Source organism: Acidovorax sp. Leaf191, assembly GCF_001424425.1.
Lineage (GTDB): Bacteria > Pseudomonadota > Gammaproteobacteria > Burkholderiales > Burkholderiaceae_C > Acidovorax.
This window is the reverse complement of record NZ_LMPT01000019.1, coordinates 1,249,223-1,268,943: the sequence shown is the minus strand read 5'-3', so window position 1 is coordinate 1,268,943 and position 19,721 is coordinate 1,249,223. Positions and strand designations below refer to the sequence as shown.

Sequence of the window (19,721 nt, the reverse complement as noted above, 5' to 3'; positions counted from 1 at the left end):
CGCTTTCCTGGCAAGCGGTAGGGCCGTTTTTTATTCAAATATCAGAAGTTGAGGGTGCGCTTGTCCACGGCCAGCGCCGCTTCCTTGGTGGCTTCGCTCAAGCTGGGGTGCGCGTGGCAGATGCGTGCGATGTCTTCGCTGCTGGCCTTGAACTCCATGGCCACCACGGCTTCGGAGATCAGCTCGCTCGCCTGTGGGCCCACGATGTGCACTCCCAGGATTTCATCGGTGTCGGCATCCGCCAGCATCTTGACCATACCGGTCGTGTCGCCCAGCGCACGTGCGCGGCCGTTGGCCAGGAACGGGAAGGTGCCGGCTTTGTACTTGACGCCGTCGGCCTTGAGTTGCTGCTCAGTGCGGCCCACCCATGCGATCTCGGGGCTGGTGTAGATGACCCAGGGCACGGTGTTGAAGTTCACGTGGCCATGCTGGCCGGCGATGCGCTCAGCCACGGCAACGCCTTCTTCCTCGGCCTTGTGCGCCAGCATCGGGCCACGCACCACGTCGCCCACCGCCCACACGCCGGGCAGGTTGGTCTTGCAGTCGGCATCGACCACGATCGCACCGCGCTCGTCCAGGGCCAGGCCCACGGCTTCGGTGTTCAGGCCGATGGTGTTGGGCACGCGGCCGATGGAGACGATGAGCTTGTCCACCTCCAGCGCCTGGGCTTCGCCCTTGGCGTTGGTGTAGGCGATGGAAACGCCCTTCTTGCCGGTCTTGATCTCGCCGACCTTCACGCCCAGCTCGATCTTCAGGCCCTGCTTGTCAAAAGCCTTCTTGGCTTCCTTGGCGATCTGCTCGTCGACCGCACCCAGGAACGTGGGCAGGCCTTCGAGGATGGTGACTTCGGCACCCAGGCGGCGCCACACCGAGCCCATTTCCAGGCCGATCACGCCCGAGCCGATGAGGCCGAGCTTCTTGGGCACGGCGCCCACGCGCAGCGCGCCGTCGTTGGACAGCACGAATTCTTCATCGAACGGCGTGCCGGGCAGCGCACGGGCGTTGGAACCGGTGGCGATGATGATCTGCTTGCCGGTGATGGACTCTTCGGCGGCGCCTGCCACCTTGATCTCGTAGCCGCCTTCGGCAGCCTTCACAAAGGAACCACGGCCATGGAAGAAGCTGACCTTGTTCTTCTTGAACAGGTACAGGATGCCGTCGTTGTTCTGCTTCACGACGGTGTCCTTGCGGGCGATCATCTTGGCCACGTCCATCTTGACGTCGCTGGCCGTGATGCCGTGCTCGGCAAAGTGCTTGTTGGCGTGCTCGAAATGCTCGGACGACTGCAGCAGCGCCTTGGACGGAATGCAGCCCACGTTGGTGCAGGTGCCGCCCGGTGCAGGGCCGCCCTTTTCGTTCTTCCACTCGTCGATACAGGCCACGTTGAAGCCCAGCTGGGCAGCGCGGATGGCGGCAATGTAGCCGCCGGGGCCGCCACCGATGACGATCACGTCGAATTGTTTGCTCATGTCGGTCTCACTCAATCAATCGTTCATTGGAAAAAACCCACCGGCGGAATTGGCATGAGCCAGCCGCACGAGTGGGTCCATAAGATGCATCTCAAAGGGCGCTATGCGCCACTTTCAGCGGCCTGTGAGACGCGCCGTGCCCTGCAAGCGACCGCCGCGCAAGGGCCGCCCCGCCGCGTTGGCGGTGTCCCCCTTCCCGAACTGCGCAGCAATTCGAGAGAAGGGGGAAGGCGCGAAGCGACTCAGGGGGTTGCATCTCAAATATCGAAGAGCAGGCGCGATGGGTCTTCCAGCGCATCCTTCATCGCCACCAGGCCCAGCACGGCTTCGCGGCCGTCGATGATGCGGTGGTCGTAGGACATGGCCAGATAGTTCATCGGGCGCACCACGACCTGGCCGTTCTCGACCATGGCGCGGTCCTTGGTGGCGTGCACGCCCAGGATGGCCGATTGGGGTGGGTTGATGATGGGGGTGGACATCATCGAGCCGAAGGTGCCACCATTGGAGATGGAGAACGTGCCACCGGTCATCTCTTCAATGCCCAGCTTGCCTTCGGCCGCCTTCTTGCCGAACTCGGCGATCTTCTTTTCGATGTCGGCGAAGCTCATCTGGTCTGCATTGCGCAGGATGGGCACCACCAGGCCACGGGGCGAGCCCACGGCAATACCGATGTCGAAGTAGCCGTGGTAGACGATGTCGTTGCCATCCACCGACGCATTCAGCACGGGGTACTTCTTGAGGGCGTGCACGGCGGCCTTCACGAAGAAGGACATGAAGCCCAGCTTGGTACCGTGTTCCTTGGTGAAGGAGTCCTGGAACTTCTTGCGCAGGTCCATCACAGGGGCCATGTTCACTTCATTGAACGTGGTCAGGATGGCGTTGGTCGACTGCGACTGCAGCAGACGCTCGGCCACGCGGGCGCGCAGGCGGCTCATGGGCACGCGCTGCTCGGGACGGCCGCTCAGGTCTTCCTTGGCAGCAGGGGCCGACACCTGGGGCAGCGCCTTGGTGGGTACGCCCGTCGGGATCGTGCTGGGGGCTGCGACCGCAGCCTTGGCGGTACCGCCAGCACCACCAGCGACGGCGCCGAGCACGTCACCCTTGGTCACGCGGCCATCCTTGCCCGTACCGGCCACAGCCGATGCGGACAGGTTGTTCTCGGCCAGCAGCTTGGCAGCGGCAGGCATGGCGACGTCACCCTTGGAACCGCCAGCAGCAGCGGCTGCAGCAGGTGCAGGAGCCGCAGCGGCGGGTGCCGGTGCAGCAGCAGCGGCAGGGGCCGCCGCAGGAGCCGCAGCGCCGGCCTTGCCTTCGGTGTCGATCTTGGCGATGAGCTGGTCAGCCACCACGGTGGCGCCATCGCCCTGGATGATTTCAGCCAGCACGCCAGCGGATGGCGCGGGCACTTCGAGCACGACCTTGTCGGTTTCGATCTCGATGAGGATTTCGTCCACGGCCACGGCTTCTCCGGCCTTCTTCTTCCAGGTCAGCATGGTGGCTTCTGCCACGGATTCGGACAGCTGGGGGACTTTGACTTCTACGATAGCCATTTTGAATTCTTTCAGTAGGGTTCTGTTTGTTCTGTGTTCGTTCGGGTAGCTGGCCTTACTTGGTCAGGACAAACCCCTTGAGCTTGGCAAATGCGCCGTCGACCAGCGCCTTTTGCTGTTCTTGGTGCAGGTGCGAATAACCCACCGCAGGCGACGCCGATGCCGCGCGGCCGGAGTAACCCAGCTTCTGGCCTTCGAGCATGTTCTCGTGGATGTTGTGCTGGATGAAGAACCAGGCGCCCTGGTTCTGTGGCTCGTCCTGGCACCACACGATGTCCGTCGCGTTGGGGTACTTCTTGAGCTCTGCAGCAAAGGCCTTGTGCGGGAACGGGTACAGCTGTTCCACGCGGATGATGGCCACGTCGTCGTCTTCACGCTCGGTGCGCTTCTTCACGAGGTCGTAGTACACCTTGCCGGAGCAGGCGATCACGCGCTTGACCTTGGCGGCCTTCTTCACGATGGCCTCGTCCTGCTCTGGAATCACCGTCTGGAAGCTGCCCTTGGTGAACTCGGACAGCGGCGAGGTGGCGTCCTTGTTGCGCAGCAGCGACTTGGGCGTCATGATGATCAGCGGCTTGCGCAGATCGCGCACCATCTGGCGGCGCAGGATGTGGAAGATCTGGCTCGCCGTCGTCGGTTGCACCACCTGCATGTTGGCATCGGCCGACAGCTGCATGAAGCGCTCCAGGCGTGCCGAGCTGTGCTCGGGGCCCTGGCCTTCGTAGCCGTGCGGCAGCATCAGCGTGATGCCGTTCACGCGGCCCCACTTCACTTCGCCGGAGGCGATGAACTGGTCGATCACAACCTGCGCGCCGTTGGCGAAGTCGCCGAACTGGGCTTCCCAGATCACCAGCGTGTTGGGGTCGTTGGACGCATAGCCGTATTCGAAGCCCAGCACCGCCTCTTCGGACAGGATGGAGTCGATCACGACGAACGGAGCCTGGTTCTCGCTCACGTTCTGCAGTGGCACGTAGGTGCCGATGTCCCACTTCTCGCGCTTTTGGTCATGGATGACCGAGTGGCGGTGCGTGAAGGTACCGCGGCCGCAGTCTTCGCCCGACAAGCGCACCGGGAAGCCACTGGCCACCAGGGAGGCGAAAGCCATATGCTCGCCCATGCCCCAGTCCACGGGGATGTCGCCACGGCCCATTGCAGCGCGGTCGTCGTACACCTTCTTGACCAGCTGGTGCGGCGTCACGCTCTCGGGGATGGTGGTGATCTTCTCGGCCAGGCGCTTCCACTCGGCCAGGGGGATGGCCGTATCGCCAGCGTCCGTCCACTTCTTGCCCAGGAACGGGCTCCAGTCCACGGCGTACTTGCTCTTGAAGTTGGTCAGCACGGGGTCGATGGTGTGCTTGCCCGAGTCCATGGCGGCGCGGTAGGCCTTGACCATGTCGTCGCCCAGCGTCTCGCCCAGGCCTTGCGTGGCCAGCTTGTCGGCATACAGCTTGCGCGTGCCCGGGTGCTGGCCGATCTTCTTGTACATCAGCGGCTGCGTCAGAGCAGGTGTGTCCTGCTCGTTGTGGCCCAGCTTGCGGAAGCAGATGATGTCCACGACCACGTCCTTCTGGAACTCCATGCGGAACTCCAGGGCGAGCTGGGTGGCCAGCACTACGGCTTCAGGGTCGTCGCCGTTCACGTGCAGCACGGGCGACTCGACCATCTTCACGATGTCGGTGCAATACAGCGTCGAGCGTGCATCGCGCGGGTCGGACGTGGTGAAGCCGATCTGGTTGTTGATGATGATGTGCACCGTACCGCCCGTGGAATAACCACGGGTCTGTGCCAGTGCCAGCGTTTCCTGGTTCACGCCCTGGCCGGCAAAGGCCGCGTCGCCGTGCACCAGCACGGGCAGCACCTGCTTGCCCTGGGGGTCGGCACGGCGGTCCATGCGGGCACGCACCGAGCCTTCGACCACGGGGTTCACGATTTCCAGGTGGGAAGGATTGAACGCCAGCGACAGGTGGACCGGGCCGCCAGGGGTGGTCACGTCGGAGCTGAAGCCTTGGTGGTACTTCACGTCGCCCGATGGCAGGTCTTCGGGTGCGGTGTGGTCGAACTCGGCGAACAGGTCCTTGGGCATCTTGCCCAGCGAATTGACGAGCACGTTCAGGCGGCCGCGGTGGGCCATGCCGATCACGATTTCCTGCACGCCCTTGGCGCCGGCAGACTGGATCAGCTCGTCCATCGCGGCGATGAAGCTTTCGCCACCCTCGAGCGAGAAACGCTTCTGGCCGACGTACTTGGTGTGCAGGAAGCGCTCCAGGCCTTCAGCAGCCGTCAGGCGGTCGAGAATCTGCTTCTTCTTGTCGGCACCGAAGCTGGGCTTGCTGCGGATGGTTTCCAGCTTTTCCTGCCACCAGCGCTTCTGGTTCTGGTCGGTGGCGTACATGTACTCGGCACCGATGGAGCCGCAATACGTTTCGCGCAGGGCGTTGATCAGTTCGCGCAGCGGCATCGATTCCTTGCCGAAGAACGTGTTGCTGGTGTTGAACACGACTTCCTGGTCGGAGTCGCTGAACCCGTAGAACGACGGTTCGAGCTCGGGGATCGCGGGGCGCTCGGTGCGCTTGAGGGGGTCCAGATCGGCCCAGCGCTGGCCCACGTTGCGGTAGGCGGCAATCAGCTGCTGAACGGCGGTGCGCTTACGGCCCAGTTCGGAGTCGGCGCCCGTGGCGACGACGACCTTGGTACCGCCCTGCTTTGCACGCTCGGCAAAGGCATTGATGACGGGGAGGTGCGGGACGTCCTTGGCATTGCTGCCGTCCACCGCAGGCACATTTTGCAGTGCGTCAAAGTACTCGCGCCAGTTGTCTGGCACGCTACCTGGGTTGGCAAGATAGTTTTCGTACATCTCTTCGACATAGGGCGCGTTGCCGCCGAAGAGATAGGTGTTGCCTTGGTAGGCTTGATAGACGGATGTCGTATCGCTCATATTCCGCTGACCTCCGCTTTCCTTGGGAAAGCATTAGCTGGTTGAGAAACCTTCCGCGACACGGCTGAACCGATTGGCGGATGCGACAGTGGCTGGGGAAGGGCCTGGTTGCGGGCGCCATTGTGCCACCGAACCGCCAACTACCCAACTTTGCGGGTCTTGCAGGGGCCAAAAAAGCAGTCTCCATCTGGGGCATCGGGCGCGGCTCGCTTACATTGCGTGTATTCCTTTGCCACACACAACATGACGCCTGCCAACCTCCAGTCCAAAGCCTTTCTGCTGCTGCTGATCCTTGTCACCGTGGCCTTCGGGACCATTCTCTGGCAGTTTCATGGGGCCGTCTTCTGGGGCGTGATTCTCGCCATCCTGTTTGCCCCCCTGCACCGCAAGCTGCTGCGGCGCATGCCCCGGCGCACCAACCTGGCAGCCCTGAGCACGCTGGCGCTATGCCTGGTCGTCGTGATCCTGCCCATGACAGCGATCACGATCTCGCTCATCCAGGAAGCCACCGTGGTCTACGAGCGCATGCGCTCTGGGCAACTCAACTTCGGGCTGTACCTGCAGCAGATCATCTCGGCCCTGCCCGGCTGGGCCGTGAACCTGCTCGAACGCCTGAATCTCACGTCCGTATCCGAACTGCAGGAGAAATTCTCCTCGGTGGCCGTGCAAGCCAGCCAGTTCGTCGCCGCGCAGGCCCTGAGCATCGGCCAGAACACCCTGGAGTTCGTGGTGAGCTTCGGCATCATGCTGTACCTGCTGTTCTTCCTGCTGCGCGACGGCAACAGCCTGGCCCTGCGCATTGGCCAGGCCACGCCGCTCGACGAAGCCCACAAGCGCCAACTGGTGGACAAGTTCACCACCGTGATCCGCGCCACGGTCAAAGGCAACATCGTCGTGGCGGCCTCGCAAGGCGCCCTGGGCGGCCTGATCTTCTGGATCCTGGGCATCCAGGGGCCCGTGCTGTGGGGTGTGCTGATGGCCTTCCTGTCACTGCTGCCGGCCGTGGGCGCAGGCCTCATCTGGCTGCCGGTGGCCATCTACTTCCTCGCCACGGGTGCGGTGTGGCAGGGCGTGGTGCTGATCGCCTACGGTGTGTTCGTGATCGGCCTGGTGGACAACGTGCTGCGTCCCATCCTCGTCGGCAAGGACACCAAGATGCCCGACTACGTCGTGCTGATCTCGACCCTGGGCGGCATGGCCTTGTTCGGCCTGACCGGCTTCGTCATCGGGCCGGTGATTGCGGCGCTGTTCATTGCCACCTGGGACCTGTTTGCGCCCAGCACTGGCAACCGCTCGACGCCACCCTGACCCCTGCCTGCCAGGGGTACCAGAGTGACCCGTCCTGAATTACGTTGACAGTCAAACAGCCGGCGTTCAGCCGGCCAGGGACGCCCGGTGCACAGCATCGGGCGTTTGCATTTTGAGCGACAGATGGGGTCGTTCGTGGCTGTAGATCTGCACGGACTCGGCCACCAGCCGTCTGGCTTGCGCGAGGTCAACAGGCCGGCTCAGCAGGAATTCGTTCTTAACTATGCCGTTGACGCGCTCGGCCAAGGCGTTCTGGTAGCAGTCGTAGCCGTCAGTCATCGAGCACCTCAAACCATGACGTCGGTGTAAGGCTTGGTAGTAGCTTGCGTGTGCCCAGCCTGGGCTGACGCATACGCGTGTCCTTGACCAGTTCAATCACTGTCTCGGCTCGCTGGCAGCGCTGCACCATGCGCTGCTGCGCCTGGTAATGCGCCTGGCGGCTGATGCCCATGTAGCGGCAAGCCCTCGTCACGCTCAACCCCGGGACGAGCTGTTGCGAGAGGACTTGCCCAAAGGCTTTTTTACGACACGCACGCCGTGATCCTTCTTCAGAACCTCCAGCACCGCTTCAAACAAGCGCGCCTTCTCCTGCGCCAGCGCCAGTTGTGTCTCCAATTCCTTGATCCGCTGCTCGGGCGTCGCAGGGGCAGTTGTCTTGTCGATGGGCATGGCCGCCAATGATGCCGCACGGCCCCAGCTCTGGCGACCGTGCTTGCGCAACCACATCAACACTGTCGAGTTGCCCTGGCTCCCGTAGCGCAGCTGTGCCTGGCCGCAGGTCAGCTCCCCTTTTTCCAGTTGTTCAACAACGGCCAGTTTGAAGGCCATCGTGTAGTCACGCTGCGTTCTCTTGATGCCTGTATCCATGGCGTTTCTTCCTTTCGAGCATGGAAAGGTGTCAACGCTGGGCAGGACGGGGCAGAATCGAGCATCCTGCGTTTTCGTCATCTGCTAGAGCGCCACAAGCTGGCAGATCAGATTCTTGCCACCGTCAATGCCCTGCTGCAAGCTAAAGGACTGCAACTCATGGCGGGTACACTCCCTAACAAGTCTTCGCTTTGCGTCAGTTGCTTCGCGCCCTGATTTCCTGGCAATAGTTGACGAGCCGGTACCGCCAACACAAACACTGGGGTTGTCCCATGAAGTTCACAGCCATTACGCTTCGCTTTTTCTCAGTGGCCGCAGCCGCACTCATCCTGGCCGGCAACGTCCATGCCCAGGTTCAGGTACTCACCAATCGTGACTTTTCTGGGGGGCTGACCAGCTGGACGGCAGCGCCAAGTACCACTGGCAGTGCCGCTGGCACGTGCAGCTATAACGCAGATGCTGCTCCGGGTACTGAAACATTGACGGCCGCCCCTGGGTTTAATGCGCTGACGGGAACCCAGATTGCGCTGGGGAGCATGAGCTTGACCGCCATTGGTTTCAGGAGTTGCGTTCTGTACCAAGACGTTGCGATTCCAGCAGGGGCAACGACCGCTACACTCTCAGGCGATTTTGGTATTAAAAGTGTTGGCGGCCTTGCGTCGGGCGATCAAGCTATTTTTGTCGGTATGTATTCGACAGCCGATGTTCCCAACTTCAATACGTCGGTAGCCCTTGCTGGCACAGCCCGACTGATTATTGGTGGTGCCTCTACCAGCCCAAATTTGGCCACGTTTACATCCGCCACTTGGAACGTATCCACCCTAGCGGGAACGACTGTGCGGCTAGCAATTATCAATGCTATGCAATCTACATCCAGCGGCACCGGCGCGTTTATACCCGGGGCCAACAGCGTTATTGGTGCCAACAACCTTCGCTTTAATGTAGTGGCACCGGTAGCTCCCGTAAATGCATCAAGTATCCCAACCTTGTCCCAGTGGGGCTTGATCATCCTTACGACCATCTTGGCGCTATTGGGCATTGGTTACAGCCGCCGCTCATCGCGCCTGCGCTAAACGACGCTCCCGGTCCAATTTTTGACGGCACGCTTCAATTTCGCTTGCGAGTTCAATGAGTGACACTTTGTTGGAGCTCAGGCACACGACGGCGGGGAGAGCATTTTGGGGAGACGCTGAACGGGTGAGTATCGGATAGCGCTCTTACTGATCTTTTGCGACTGGGGCAATGTTCGACGCTCATTTTTCCGCCTCATGTGGCCGAATTCGGGTCCAGCTGTCGGCACATGGCGATGAAGCGTTTGCAGACGTTGCGGATGCCAGCGCCGTTGCTTCGACGGAAGTCGGCGATGGTCTTGAAGTCTGGTGCAAGACGCCCGGTCAGCCACATCAGCTCGACATTGCGCTGGGCTACGCGCTCCAGGCGGCGGCTCGACTGGATGCGGTTCAAGTACCCGTAGATGTAGAGCTTGAGCAGTACGGCCGGGTGGTACGCAGGCCGGCCAGTGACCGCCGGATTGATCCCATCGAAACCAAGTGCCCGAAGATCCAGTTCGTCGACAAACACATCGACAACGCGCACCGGCTTGTCTTGTGCGATGTAGTCGTCCAGGCACTCCGGCAGCAGGGTGACCTGTTGTCGGTCTTCGCCTTCGATGAATCGCTTCATGGGCACCTCGCTCGAATCAGGTGCCGCAATTTTAGTTTTGGGTAGCGGTTTAGGGTTGGGTTTTCACACAGCCTCGGCCGATTGCAGCCAACGGCAGCAATCTGGCTACAGCAGATCGCTGGAGCCAATGAAGATGCCACCGTGCCCACAGGAATTTGCGGAACACGCACGCAAGTTACGGAACAGAAGCGGCATCGCCGAGCCAGAAAGCGCTATGACAATTGCAGCAAACAAAAAAGGCCCTGTATTGCTACAGGGCCTCATGTACTTGGTAGGACGTACTGGATTCGAACCAGTGACCAACGGATTAAAAGTCCCCAAAAGCTAGACAACAATGGACATTGCTGGACTGTCACCAGCACCATAAACCTTTGTTTTTAATAGATTTATTGTCCAAATCAGTCCGTTAGTGGGTGATACCATTCACGCTCAAACTGTCACCAGACTGTCACCAGGGTGGCAAACGGACTTAGATCATGGCTACGAAAACCAGCGGACAAAGTATCAACGAACTGTCGCCAGGGCAGTTCCTGAAAATGGGCAAAGTGATCCCGTCAGGATCGTTGGAGGTACGAAAACTAGCATCTGGTGCCGTCACCTTCTACTGGCGCGTCACGATCAACGGCAAGACTGCTCGCGAAGTGATCGGCATATACGACCCGAGCGCACCGCCCAAAAGCCTGAAGCCGACAGGCAAGGGGTTTTCTGTCTTGGCCGCAATGCGTGCTGCGGAGGCCCTTGCAGAGCAGCACCATGCCAATCTAGCCAACGGTGGATTCGCTGGCGTGAAGGCGGCGGAGCAGGAGGCGAAGGACAAGGCCGAAACAGCAAAGCTAGAAGCTGCAAAGTTCACATTGCAGGCGCTGTTGACTGACTACTGCGACCACCTGAAAGCCCTGGAACGCGATTCGCACAGTGACGCCCGAAGCATCTTCAAGCTGCATGTGCTGGAGGCATGGCCCAAGATCGCTGCCCTGCCTGCCAATGAAGTGACTGGAGAACAGATAGCAGACATGATGCGCCAGGTAATTGAGCAGGGAAAAGCTCGCACAAGTAACAAGCTGCGCAGCTATATCAGGGCTGCATACCAGACCGCGAAGGCTGCACGCTCCAAACCCAGCATTCCGGTGAAGTTCAAAAGCTACAACGTCACCCACAACCCTGCGGCAGACACAGAACCCGACGAAAGCGCCAACAAGGCTGACAAGCGCCCCCTGACAACTGAGGAGCTTCGTTCCTACTGGCAAGCCATCAAGCTCCTGCCAGGATTTCGGGGTGCGGTCCTGAGGCTACATCTCCTAACTGGTGGGCAACGCATCGCGCAACTGGTGAAACTGCGTACGGAAAACGTAACGGCTGAAAGCATCGTGCTCTTCGATGGCAAGGGTAGACCTGGCAAGCCTCCCCGCCCACATACGGTGCCGCTGATTCCTCAAGCAGCGACTGCGCTGCAGGAGTGCGAGCCACAAGGCACCTATGCCTTGAGCACCGACAAAGGCGTTACTCACCTTGCCGCGACCACACTGAGCGCGTGGGCAGTCGATGCCACCACGCTGGCCGACTTCCAAGCAAAGCGTATTCGTTCAGGTGTGGAGACCATTCTTGCCCGCGCTCGTATCAGCTCAGATGATCGTGGCCGCTTGCAGTCGCACGGTATCAGCGGGGTACAGAACCGTCACTATGACGGGCATGACTATATGGAAGAGAAGCGGCAAGCGCTTGAAACCTTGTTCCTCCTACTGGATGCACCTGAGGGTAGTTCCGCATGAAGGAGTATCCGCTGTTCTGCCTTCTGGCGGAATTGATTCGTCCGGACCGAAGCAGGTCAGTCAGCCTTTAACGACAGCCAACTCCTGCCAGTGGGTGGTGTAGCGCGGCGTGCGCCTCTCCTGCTTCATCTTCCAGCTGGATTGTACGGCTCCTAGTTGGAGCAAGCGGCCATGTTCGATACCACCACTTGCCAGTTTGACAGTTCCTCGGCCATAGCGGGTGTTCAGGTTGTCGATAGCACTCATCACTCGACTGCGGTCTTTGGTGTCTCGGCCCGTTGCGGATGAAGGCTCACCCCAGGCCAGTTCACCCTGCACAAATCCTTCCGGCATGAGGTCCAACAGCAATACTCCGGCTTTTGCGTAGTTGAAGCCTGGGCGATAGATGGCCTTGAGGGTTTCCAATGGGGCGTTGACCGGCACACCGGTGTTCAGCGTGGGACGCACCAGAGCCAAGGCCATGGAAAGGGAGTATTGATCGTCCTGACGCCTGAACGGGCTGGTTCTCACGAAGGTGAGAATCTGGCTGGCCTGCTGCTTTTGGCGCCGGAGCTTTTCAGCAGCACGCGACGCGAACTCTGTAATCGCCTGCGCCAGTTCTGCCTGTTCAGTCACAGGGTGACCGAAGCTGCGGGTGCAGGCGATCTGCTGTATAGGCAAGGGGGCGTTTTCCAAGTCTATGCAGAGTATGCCTTGCAGCTCTCGCACGGTGCGTTCCAGAACTACTGACCAACGTCTGGCAACCACCACTGGGTCGAGTTGCACCAGATCTTGAACGGTGGCGATGTCGATGTCTTTCAACTGTCTGCCGATTTGTGGCCTCACCCCCTCAGACTTCAGTCACAGCGGTGCGTTCGAACAAGGTTCGTTTGTCGTCGTCACTGAGTATCCCCAGGTGGCAAATCTGGGCGATGGAGCCGTCTGGACCATGACCTGGAAAGCGCTCGGGATAGACACCGGGTTTGCGTTCGGCAGTTTTGGCGATGTGGTTGGCCAGTTTGGCCAGGGTTTTTGTGGGGCCGATACCGATGCAGGTGGGGATGCCGGTCCATTGCAATAGCCTCTGCCTGATGAGTCGGCTTCTTCGGATCATGTCTCCCCGAATGCCTGCGAGATCGATAAAGCTCTCGTCGATGGAATAGACCTCCTGCTGGTGGCCTAATCCCGCCACGAGACTCATCATGCGGTCGCTCATATCTCCGTAGAGAGAGAAGTTGGCTGACGGGGCTACCAGACCAGCTTCTTCTTCCAGATGTTTGATCTGGAACCAGGGGGCCCCCATCTTGATACCCAGCGCTTTGGCTTCGTTGCTGCGGGCGATGGCGCAGCCGTCATTGTTGGACAGCACCACGACGGGACGGTCGTTAAGGTCCGGTCTGAATACGCGTTCGCAGGACACGTAGAAATTATTGCCATCGATCAGGGCGTACACGTTGGTCAGGCCTTGAACTGTTTGATGGCGGCTACCACGACGCCCCACACCTGAACAGTCTGGCTTTCTTTGGGAACGAGGTCGGGGTACGTGGGGTTGGCGGCTTTGAGTTTGATGCGCCCTGCCCTTATCTGCAAGGTTTTGCAGACGAATTCGTTTTCGACAACAGCGACGACCACATGACCAGAGCGGGGGGGTGATGGCGCGATCTACCAACACCACGTCCCCGTCAAAGATGCCGACATCACGCATGGACTCCCCACGGATGCGCAGCAGGAAGCTGGCTTGTGGATGTTTAATCAGTTCGGCCATCAGATCCACACGCTGAACCATATTGTCTTCTGCGGGCGATGGGAACCCGGCCTGGACGGAGCTAGGACGCAAATCGCCGACCAATATCGGAACGCTGGAGTCAGCCCCCCGGCCTACCAGTGGCCATGGAACCTCACCTTACATGAGTCAGTCCTGGCCAAGTCGATGCGGATCCCGCACAGACTGAACACTGTCGCGGACCCATCCACGAGTTCACGTGGATGTCGGCCCGATGCATCTGCCACACCGTATGGCCAATGCTCACAGCCAGCCCCAGACCTTTCGCAGCCATGTGGGCGAAGACACGCGAGGAGGCGTACTGTACTGGCGGTACTTTTGCTGGACGGTCATGGCATGCTCCGGATAAGGCTGGATGAAATACTGATTGTTTATCCAGTATACAGAAACACTGTGTTTTCAGCCAGTTCCATCTCAGCCTAACCTATCAGTGGCCTGAGACCCTTTCCCTTTATCTGATCGCACCCTGTTGGCTGCTATTGAATCTGGACCGGGTCGTGCACGCGGGACACTCGTGCGTTGCTATCAACACCTCGGCGGGCGCAGCATCAACTAGCTTCGCAAGGACGCTTGGTGAGCCATCGGACGCAACATTGCCTCCATACTTAGAGCGATAGAAAAGATGAGCGCCCCACAATGACAAAGCCGCCTGACAAGGCGGCTTTGGGAGTGTCATCGTCGGCATCGCCAGCAACAACTGCGGTCCATTGCAACTCAATCCTAGGCTGAAGAGCACCGAGGGAAGGAGGCAACCATCTACAGTTGCCCCTACCCACATATCAGCCCCTCCCAATCGTCGGCGGCTGGTAACTTCTGGATCCAAGGCCATACCGTCCGTTCGGACTGTCCAAGTAAGCAAAATCCTTCATCAGATTCAGCACATTGCCAGGGGCTGGATTTGTCAGAAAATACTCGCGATTAATTTTCAATTGCATTTCCCCCCTAATATCCTGCACCTCAACAACACCTTTCTTTTCCAGCGCGCGGATCGCCAAGTCCAAATTCTCTCGCTTCGGTGGCCTGAAACAATTAGGCCCCATGTCCCTGACCTCCCCCACTCTGACGTTGAACATGGCCCTTTTTACTTTGAAGCGAGCCCATAGCCATTCCTCAAGCACTCGTGCGTAGGTTTGCTCGTCGCTCAGTTCACCGATTCGGCCAAAGAGGCGTTGGAACTCGAGCAGATACCAAGTACAAACGTGGAGCGCTGCTTTCATGGTGTCGCCTTCGATGAATCCAGTTTTTCCCCCCATCAGATGAAAAATCCCTGCGATTTTTAGGGCATTAGCTCTCATCTTCGCGACAGCATCATCAACATCGCTAAAGCGCCCTCCCGGTTTGATGGACTCACGCAGCTTTGCGAAATACTCAACAAACATCATGTCGGCGCTCGGAGAAGTCATGATAACATCAAATTTAAAATTATCATCATGCCTTCTCCTCATTCCAATACTTAAAAAATCTGCTAGCTTGGCCTGAAGCAATGGCAGAGCCTTAAAGGGAGCATTGGATTCTGCAACTGTCTCAGGGATCTCGGAAATTTCACAAATGAGGGCACGCCCAACATTGCCCATTTCACGAGACCGCTGAATGTACTTTTTTACTGCATCATGTTGGATCGAGTAGTTTTGAGTTACGACAGGCTCCTCAAATACCATTTTACATCCCTTCCGAAGAACAGACATATGTGAGGAAGGATCGTGAAGATCATTGAGCGTCGCCAAGTCTCCTTTGGATTTACCAGAAAAAAATCTCTCTGCCTCCGCAATACTGATGGTAGTTACAGGAATTCCTTTGTTCAAAACCTCAAGAATTCCAGCAAGAGTTGCATCCTGAATTAATACATTTTCCTCCTTTGGCAGTCGCGGCTCTTTTTCCTGGAGTTCCTCCTGATCTCTTTCATAATCATCATAGTCCTTACCTTGATTGACGCATTGATTAATGAATTTATCGATTAAGCGAACCTTTATTTTATGAATTCGAATTTTAATTTCGTGCGTCTTCAACGCCTTTTCATGAATTTTATCTTGCTCACTCTGATACTCTCTCAGGAAAAAAAAAGCAAATCATCGACGGTCGTCTTACCCGCTCCGCGAATCCCGATTGTCAGGACACTCAAGTTCAATCCGACAGTTTGGGCATTGGACCCTTGCACCTTGATGGCAGGTTGATGCGCAGCGGCGCAAGCAGCAAGGAGTGCTCCTCCGATAAGCTGGGGCTTCAAGCCCCGCCGTTGGGAAATTTCAATTAAGACTTCACGTAAGAGATCTGGAAATTGCTCAACGGGATACGGCCCAGGTTCAAAGACCTGATTGTCGGCGGTCGTGATGTAGCGTCTAGTAACTAGCGCGTTAGGGGTTTGCGGTTTGTGCATAGTCACACCACACGTCGCGTTGTAGCCGTCAGATCAAGCCACGCGAGAACCTCTGCCCGAGGCCAGCCAACAGATCGGCTATTGGCGGTCCCCAAGCGCACTCTCCGCGGGAACTTCTCGTCATACTGACGACTGCGGGGGTTTCCCTTGGCATAGATCGTGGAACGGCCTAAGCCGGTGAGAGCCTTTAGCTCGTTTAACCGGCAGATGCCGGAAGTTGTTGTGGTCATTGCGACTCCTTTCAAAGAGACTCAATGGTCGCCAAAGCTCAACTTAGCGTCATCTTCGGAATTTTCACTGTATAAAATACCAGCACTGTGAGCATAGGCCACGTAAGCCTACGAGCCGGGCATACAACTTCTTGGTTCTTACTCTGCTTTCCTGGCAACTAAAGATCTCTGCCGCCATATAACGAGGAGATGAGCTGAAGAGGTCAGCAAACGGCTAGTCATACATAGAGGACCGCATGCGCTCAATGACCCCGGTCAGGCTTGTCACCAAGGGGGAATTGCACAACTCTGGCACCCCGGGTGAGATGTGACGAAGAAGCAATCTAAGCAATTGAATCCGACGAGTCCCCAACGAAGTACCTGACCAATAGGGCAGCCACTGGGATCTCAGAAATAGCAGGCGCACAAGGGGAGACCCGGGCTTGGGGCTCATGCTCGGCTGTGAGTAAAGCGGCCAACTTCAAGGACGTGACACAAGCGCATGTGTTTGTGCGTGGAGACCTACAGATTTAGTGGCCGACGTGAACCAGCAGGGAATGAGCTAGCGCGATGACCAGTAGGGCATCGAAGTCAACGGGCATGCAGTCAAACAGTACGGCAAGCGCAAGATGCAGCACACAAGCGCGCGAACCGCAAATCCAAGACAATCTGTGCTGGTCAACGCCCCCATCGGTTTCAAAGTCGAACGCGCGTTTCAATTGATCAATAACAAGTCCGGGCATAGCAAGGCTCGCCACCGTGACCTCGTCAAGATCCCTGGAACACTTCGCAAGCTGTTGGACTTTGCCCAATGTGTAGAACACGCCGCGCGCCTCGGTACGACAGATGCGGGGAGTACGTCGGCAGGCAACAACAGGACATCAAAACGAGGCGAACTCGGCGCTAGCCCCAATCGGCATGTGAGGTCGGCATGATCCTAATCGAGCACATCAAGTCTCGTCTCGGCGCGTGGTGTAAAGACCCTCTCACGCGAATTCATCAGTTTTGGCTCAATAGGCTCTTGGTCTGTTTGTCGTTTAGGCAGAACATTGACAATGGAGTTGCAGACATTGCGCTCAACCACAATTTTCCACTGCGAGGCTGATGAGATCAGAAAATTTCTGGCAATACAGGCATCATAAATCGGACAGCACCTTAGGACCAAATATTGTTTTATTCTGCTTGATTACCTCCAAAGACTTCTTGCGACTCTTCCGCTTTGCAAGATCAGGAAAAGGATTAATAATCATAGCCGCCACTTTACTCTCAACCTGAGTAAACAGCTCACCATTGGAATCCCGAATGTACTGAGCAATATTTTCCTGGCTCACTTTCTTAATTTTTACTTGCCCATTGCTTTTAGCGGATTTTTCAAAATACGGCTTCCAAAAATGATCCGAGGCTTTTAATAGACAATCGAAACGAGGATCAATCTCGCCGTTCTCGGCGGGCTTTACAACGCCATCCGTCCACTTTCGTTTATACAAATCAAGGTCACGGGGAGTAATAAATTTTAATGCTGTTTCACTTGAATTTGCCGAATTAAAAACTTCCGACCTGGCTTTCAATTCAACGATGGCTGAGCGTTTCCAATCACGGACTTCCTGAACTGTTAGGTCTCGAAGGAACCAGGTCTCCCTAAAAATATCCCACAGTACGATCAAAGCCTCTGAAAAGTGAGGCGCACTCAAATCCAATAGAGGATCGACTTCTTTGCCGTCAACATGCAATAAAGCTTCCGCATCACCCACCTTCTCTGGATGCACATGAAGATTATCAATGGTTATCTGAATTGGCTCCGCAGTCCGGAGATCACTGTAACGCTCCCCAAAATACTCTTCAGAGGATGGGCGGAGTTGCAAAATGATATTTGCACCACCCAATGTGAGGCGGCGGCCAGTTTCAGATGAACTTGAAAAAATATCGCAGGCAGCCCAGCGCTTCGCCTCGAGTTGAAGAGCGATTGCAAAATCCGTGCACCAAAAATCCTTGGCGTTCAGCAATCCTGCGGCATCAATCTCAAGCATCCGAGCTGACTTCAGAACGAATGGCCTGATGTGATTCAGCACTGCATACGCTTGCCGGTTATCCACACCATGGCCATCGAAGATCTGTTTATTAACAGCTACCGCAACAAGGTCACTCGGAATCTGAACATAAAACTTGAAACCGTGCTCCAATAAATTGGCGAGCACCTTTTTAGGGGCCAAGCCGAATTTTCCAGCGATGTTTTCTAAGCGACTAGAGGCATCTTTATAGGCTGAGCTCATAGATCAAAAGGCTCTCAAAGCAAACGGAAAAGCGATCTTCGACGCTTTTTGCATGATAAATTGGTCCCATTCGTTCATCATTTCCCTTCTCTGCCCCAATTCAACGTCATCAGGTTTTAATGATTTTTCATTTCTCTTGGCAGCACTCGCCAATGAAATATCTACGAGTTTCTGGGGGTACCGGGCCTTATTAACAGCCCAGTCTCGGAAAGTGCGCCTGAAGTCGTCGGGATAGAGCTCCAGACTCAACCGTTTCAATACGTCAACCAGTATCGCCTCTGAGAGGGATGATTCTTTGTCCTTTGCAAAGACCAAGTGAGTGTCTGGCGGAATGTGAAGCACCTCTGACTTCAGTACAGATATCGCACTGCTACTAAGTGGGATTCGATACGGTTCATCCAACGCCGCACGCTCAGCGGGCACCGTCCAGACACCAGCTCTCAAATCAATCTCACCCCATCGGGCCATGAGCACCCAATCGCTAGGGACTGCAGTGAGAATGCAAAACTCGAGGGCACGTGCTGCAGTTCCTGGGCGACGGCGGAGGTTGCACATGAACTCTGGCATGTTGGTGACCGGATGTCCGCCGTGGAGTTGGATCTCCCGGGCTTTGGATGGTCGAGGCAGCAACGCGTCTAGGTGCCCTCTCCATCGAGCTGGATTGTCGCCACTACGCTGTCCCCCAATGGTCGTCCAATCCAGTACTGCTTCAATCCGCCCCCGAAGGCGCGAAGCTGTCTCTGCTTTGGTGGTCCATATCGGTTTGAGGATGGACAGTACCTGCTCAGTCGATACGTCCTGAACTGCCGTATTTCCAATATGAGGATATGCGTAGGTCTTGAGAGTGGAAGACCACTGACTGCGGTGCTTGAGGTTCTTCCATTCACTCTCGCGTGTTGCGATGTAGGCATTGGCTGCCTGCTCGAACGTCATGGGTAGCACCTGCTGTGCTTTCAAAGAGGTCATGAGTGCGGTCCGACGCTCAATCGGATCGACCCCTTGATCCAGCCAGTCTTTGGCTTCACGGGCTTTTGATCTGGCTTGCGCAAGTGTGACTTCTGGAAAACTCCCAAGGCCCATGTGCCGCCGCCTGTCGCCGATCATGATGCGCAGCACCCAGGATCTCGCACCAGAGCCCGTGACATACAAATACAGCCCAGCAACGCCTCCCACGGCATGGTGACCCTGGCAGGTCAGTCGTGACACTTCAAGGGCAGTTAAGTCCTTCGCTTTCCGAGCCATGATCGCCTTCACCACGAGTTGGGCAGCGGATTTTGCCAGGGACCTGAGCTCCATCCTTTCTACCAATGAACACTGGATCAGGTTGGACGTTTTAGGATTCCAATGGACATCATCTGAACCCACATTACCATTGTGGCGATTGGTTGAACAGTGACTCGTGATGCTCAATGCACGCTGCAAGATGCCGATGGACCACTGAGGCGGCAGGCTTTTCTCCGCCGACCTGCAGCTAGGTTGCTTGCGGTGGTGTTCGCCGTTCTACCAATCCACCTACCTTTAGTCC

Annotated in this window: 13 protein-coding genes and 3 pseudogenes; 4 read left to right on the top strand and 12 right to left on the bottom strand. The window is 57.4% G+C overall.

The features are described 5' to 3' along the window. Nucleotides 1–41 precede the first annotated feature (41 nt). From lpdA to ASG27_RS19845, 3 genes are all read right to left on the bottom strand, one after another. On the bottom strand, nucleotides 42–1,469 hold the full coding sequence (gene lpdA, locus ASG27_RS19855; RefSeq protein WP_056419763.1) for a dihydrolipoyl dehydrogenase: 1,428 nt from the start codon (nucleotides 1,467–1,469) through the stop codon (nucleotides 42–44). A gap of 257 nt (nucleotides 1,470–1,726) precedes the next feature. Then, on the bottom strand, nucleotides 1,727–3,019 hold the full coding sequence (gene odhB / locus ASG27_RS19850; RefSeq protein WP_056419760.1) for a 2-oxoglutarate dehydrogenase complex dihydrolipoyllysine-residue succinyltransferase: 1,293 nt from the start codon (nucleotides 3,017–3,019) through the stop codon (nucleotides 1,727–1,729). Between the two features lie 55 nt (nucleotides 3,020–3,074). Further along, nucleotides 3,075–5,954, bottom strand: coding sequence for a 2-oxoglutarate dehydrogenase E1 component (locus ASG27_RS19845; protein ID WP_056419757.1), 2,880 nt, complete (start codon nucleotides 5,952–5,954; stop codon nucleotides 3,075–3,077). Between the two features lie 243 nt (nucleotides 5,955–6,197). Here ASG27_RS19845 and ASG27_RS19840 point away from each other — a divergent pair, with 243 nt between their 5' ends. Then, nucleotides 6,198–7,262 (top strand): AI-2E family transporter, encoded by a 1,065-nt coding sequence (locus tag ASG27_RS19840; RefSeq protein WP_056419756.1) that lies wholly within the window; start codon nucleotides 6,198–6,200, stop codon nucleotides 7,260–7,262. A gap of 66 nt (nucleotides 7,263–7,328) precedes the next feature. On the opposite strand, the pseudogene ASG27_RS26200 reads toward ASG27_RS19840, so the two are convergent. Continuing rightward, nucleotides 7,329–8,129, bottom strand: a pseudogene (locus ASG27_RS26200) (integrase core domain-containing protein). A gap of 54 nt (nucleotides 8,130–8,183) precedes the next feature. Here ASG27_RS26200 and ASG27_RS27690 point away from each other — a divergent pair. Together ASG27_RS27690 and ASG27_RS26195 are read left to right on the top strand one after the other, a co-directional pair. Further along, nucleotides 8,184–8,303, top strand: a pseudogene (locus tag ASG27_RS27690) (IS5/IS1182 family transposase); the annotation flags it as partial. A 98-nt stretch (nucleotides 8,304–8,401) separates the two neighbouring features. After that, nucleotides 8,402–9,202: an IPTL-CTERM sorting domain-containing protein gene (locus tag ASG27_RS26195; RefSeq protein ID WP_082485829.1), complete on the top strand. Its 801-nt coding sequence runs from the start codon at nucleotides 8,402–8,404 to the stop codon at nucleotides 9,200–9,202. Between the two features lie 214 nt (nucleotides 9,203–9,416). Here the strand turns inward: ASG27_RS26195 and ASG27_RS19825 are convergent. Continuing rightward, a pseudogene (locus ASG27_RS19825) lies at nucleotides 9,417–9,812 on the bottom strand (transposase); the annotation flags it as partial. Nucleotides 9,813–10,288: 476 nt separating this feature from the next. Here ASG27_RS19825 and ASG27_RS19820 point away from each other — a divergent pair. Continuing rightward, the gene (locus tag ASG27_RS19820; RefSeq protein ID WP_056419748.1) at nucleotides 10,289–11,581 is read left to right on the top strand and encodes a tyrosine-type recombinase/integrase; all 1,293 of its coding nucleotides are present in this window, start codon (nucleotides 10,289–10,291) and stop codon (nucleotides 11,579–11,581) included. Between the two features lie 60 nt (nucleotides 11,582–11,641). Here ASG27_RS19820 and ASG27_RS27910 read toward each other — a convergent pair whose 3' ends face one another. The 7 genes from ASG27_RS27910 to ASG27_RS26180 all read right to left on the bottom strand — a co-directional run bounded on the left by ASG27_RS27910 (nucleotide 11,642) and on the right by ASG27_RS26180 (nucleotide 19,606). Next, entirely contained in the window at nucleotides 11,642–12,382 is a 741-nt protein-coding gene (locus tag ASG27_RS27910; RefSeq protein WP_326938734.1) for a DUF4113 domain-containing protein, read from the bottom strand. A 28-nt stretch (nucleotides 12,383–12,410) separates the two neighbouring features. After that, nucleotides 12,411–13,325 carry a Y-family DNA polymerase gene (locus tag ASG27_RS28040; protein WP_436128525.1) on the bottom strand — a complete coding sequence of 305 codons (915 nt, stop codon included), beginning with the start codon at nucleotides 13,323–13,325 and terminating at the stop codon, nucleotides 12,411–12,413. Between the two features lie 797 nt (nucleotides 13,326–14,122). Further along, nucleotides 14,123–15,394 (bottom strand): DUF3987 domain-containing protein, encoded by a 1,272-nt coding sequence (locus tag ASG27_RS26190; RefSeq protein WP_082493278.1) that lies wholly within the window; start codon nucleotides 15,392–15,394, stop codon nucleotides 14,123–14,125. A gap of 325 nt (nucleotides 15,395–15,719) precedes the next feature. Further along, complete coding sequence (locus ASG27_RS26185; RefSeq protein ID WP_082493275.1) at nucleotides 15,720–15,947, bottom strand: helix-turn-helix transcriptional regulator; 228 nt, start codon at nucleotides 15,945–15,947, stop codon at nucleotides 15,720–15,722. Between the two features lie 509 nt (nucleotides 15,948–16,456). Then, on the bottom strand, nucleotides 16,457–16,750 hold the full coding sequence (locus ASG27_RS19800; protein WP_056419743.1) for a hypothetical protein: 294 nt from the start codon (nucleotides 16,748–16,750) through the stop codon (nucleotides 16,457–16,459). 312 nt (nucleotides 16,751–17,062) lie between these two features. Further along, a complete protein-coding gene (locus ASG27_RS26965) occupies nucleotides 17,063–18,196 on the bottom strand; it encodes a hypothetical protein (protein WP_146186019.1) in 1,134 nt (377 codons plus the stop codon). 3 nt (nucleotides 18,197–18,199) lie between these two features. Further along, nucleotides 18,200–19,606, bottom strand: a complete 1,407-nt coding sequence (locus ASG27_RS26180) for a tyrosine-type recombinase/integrase (protein ID WP_124513999.1) — start codon at nucleotides 19,604–19,606, stop codon at nucleotides 18,200–18,202. Nucleotides 19,607–19,721: the final 115 nt, after the last annotated feature.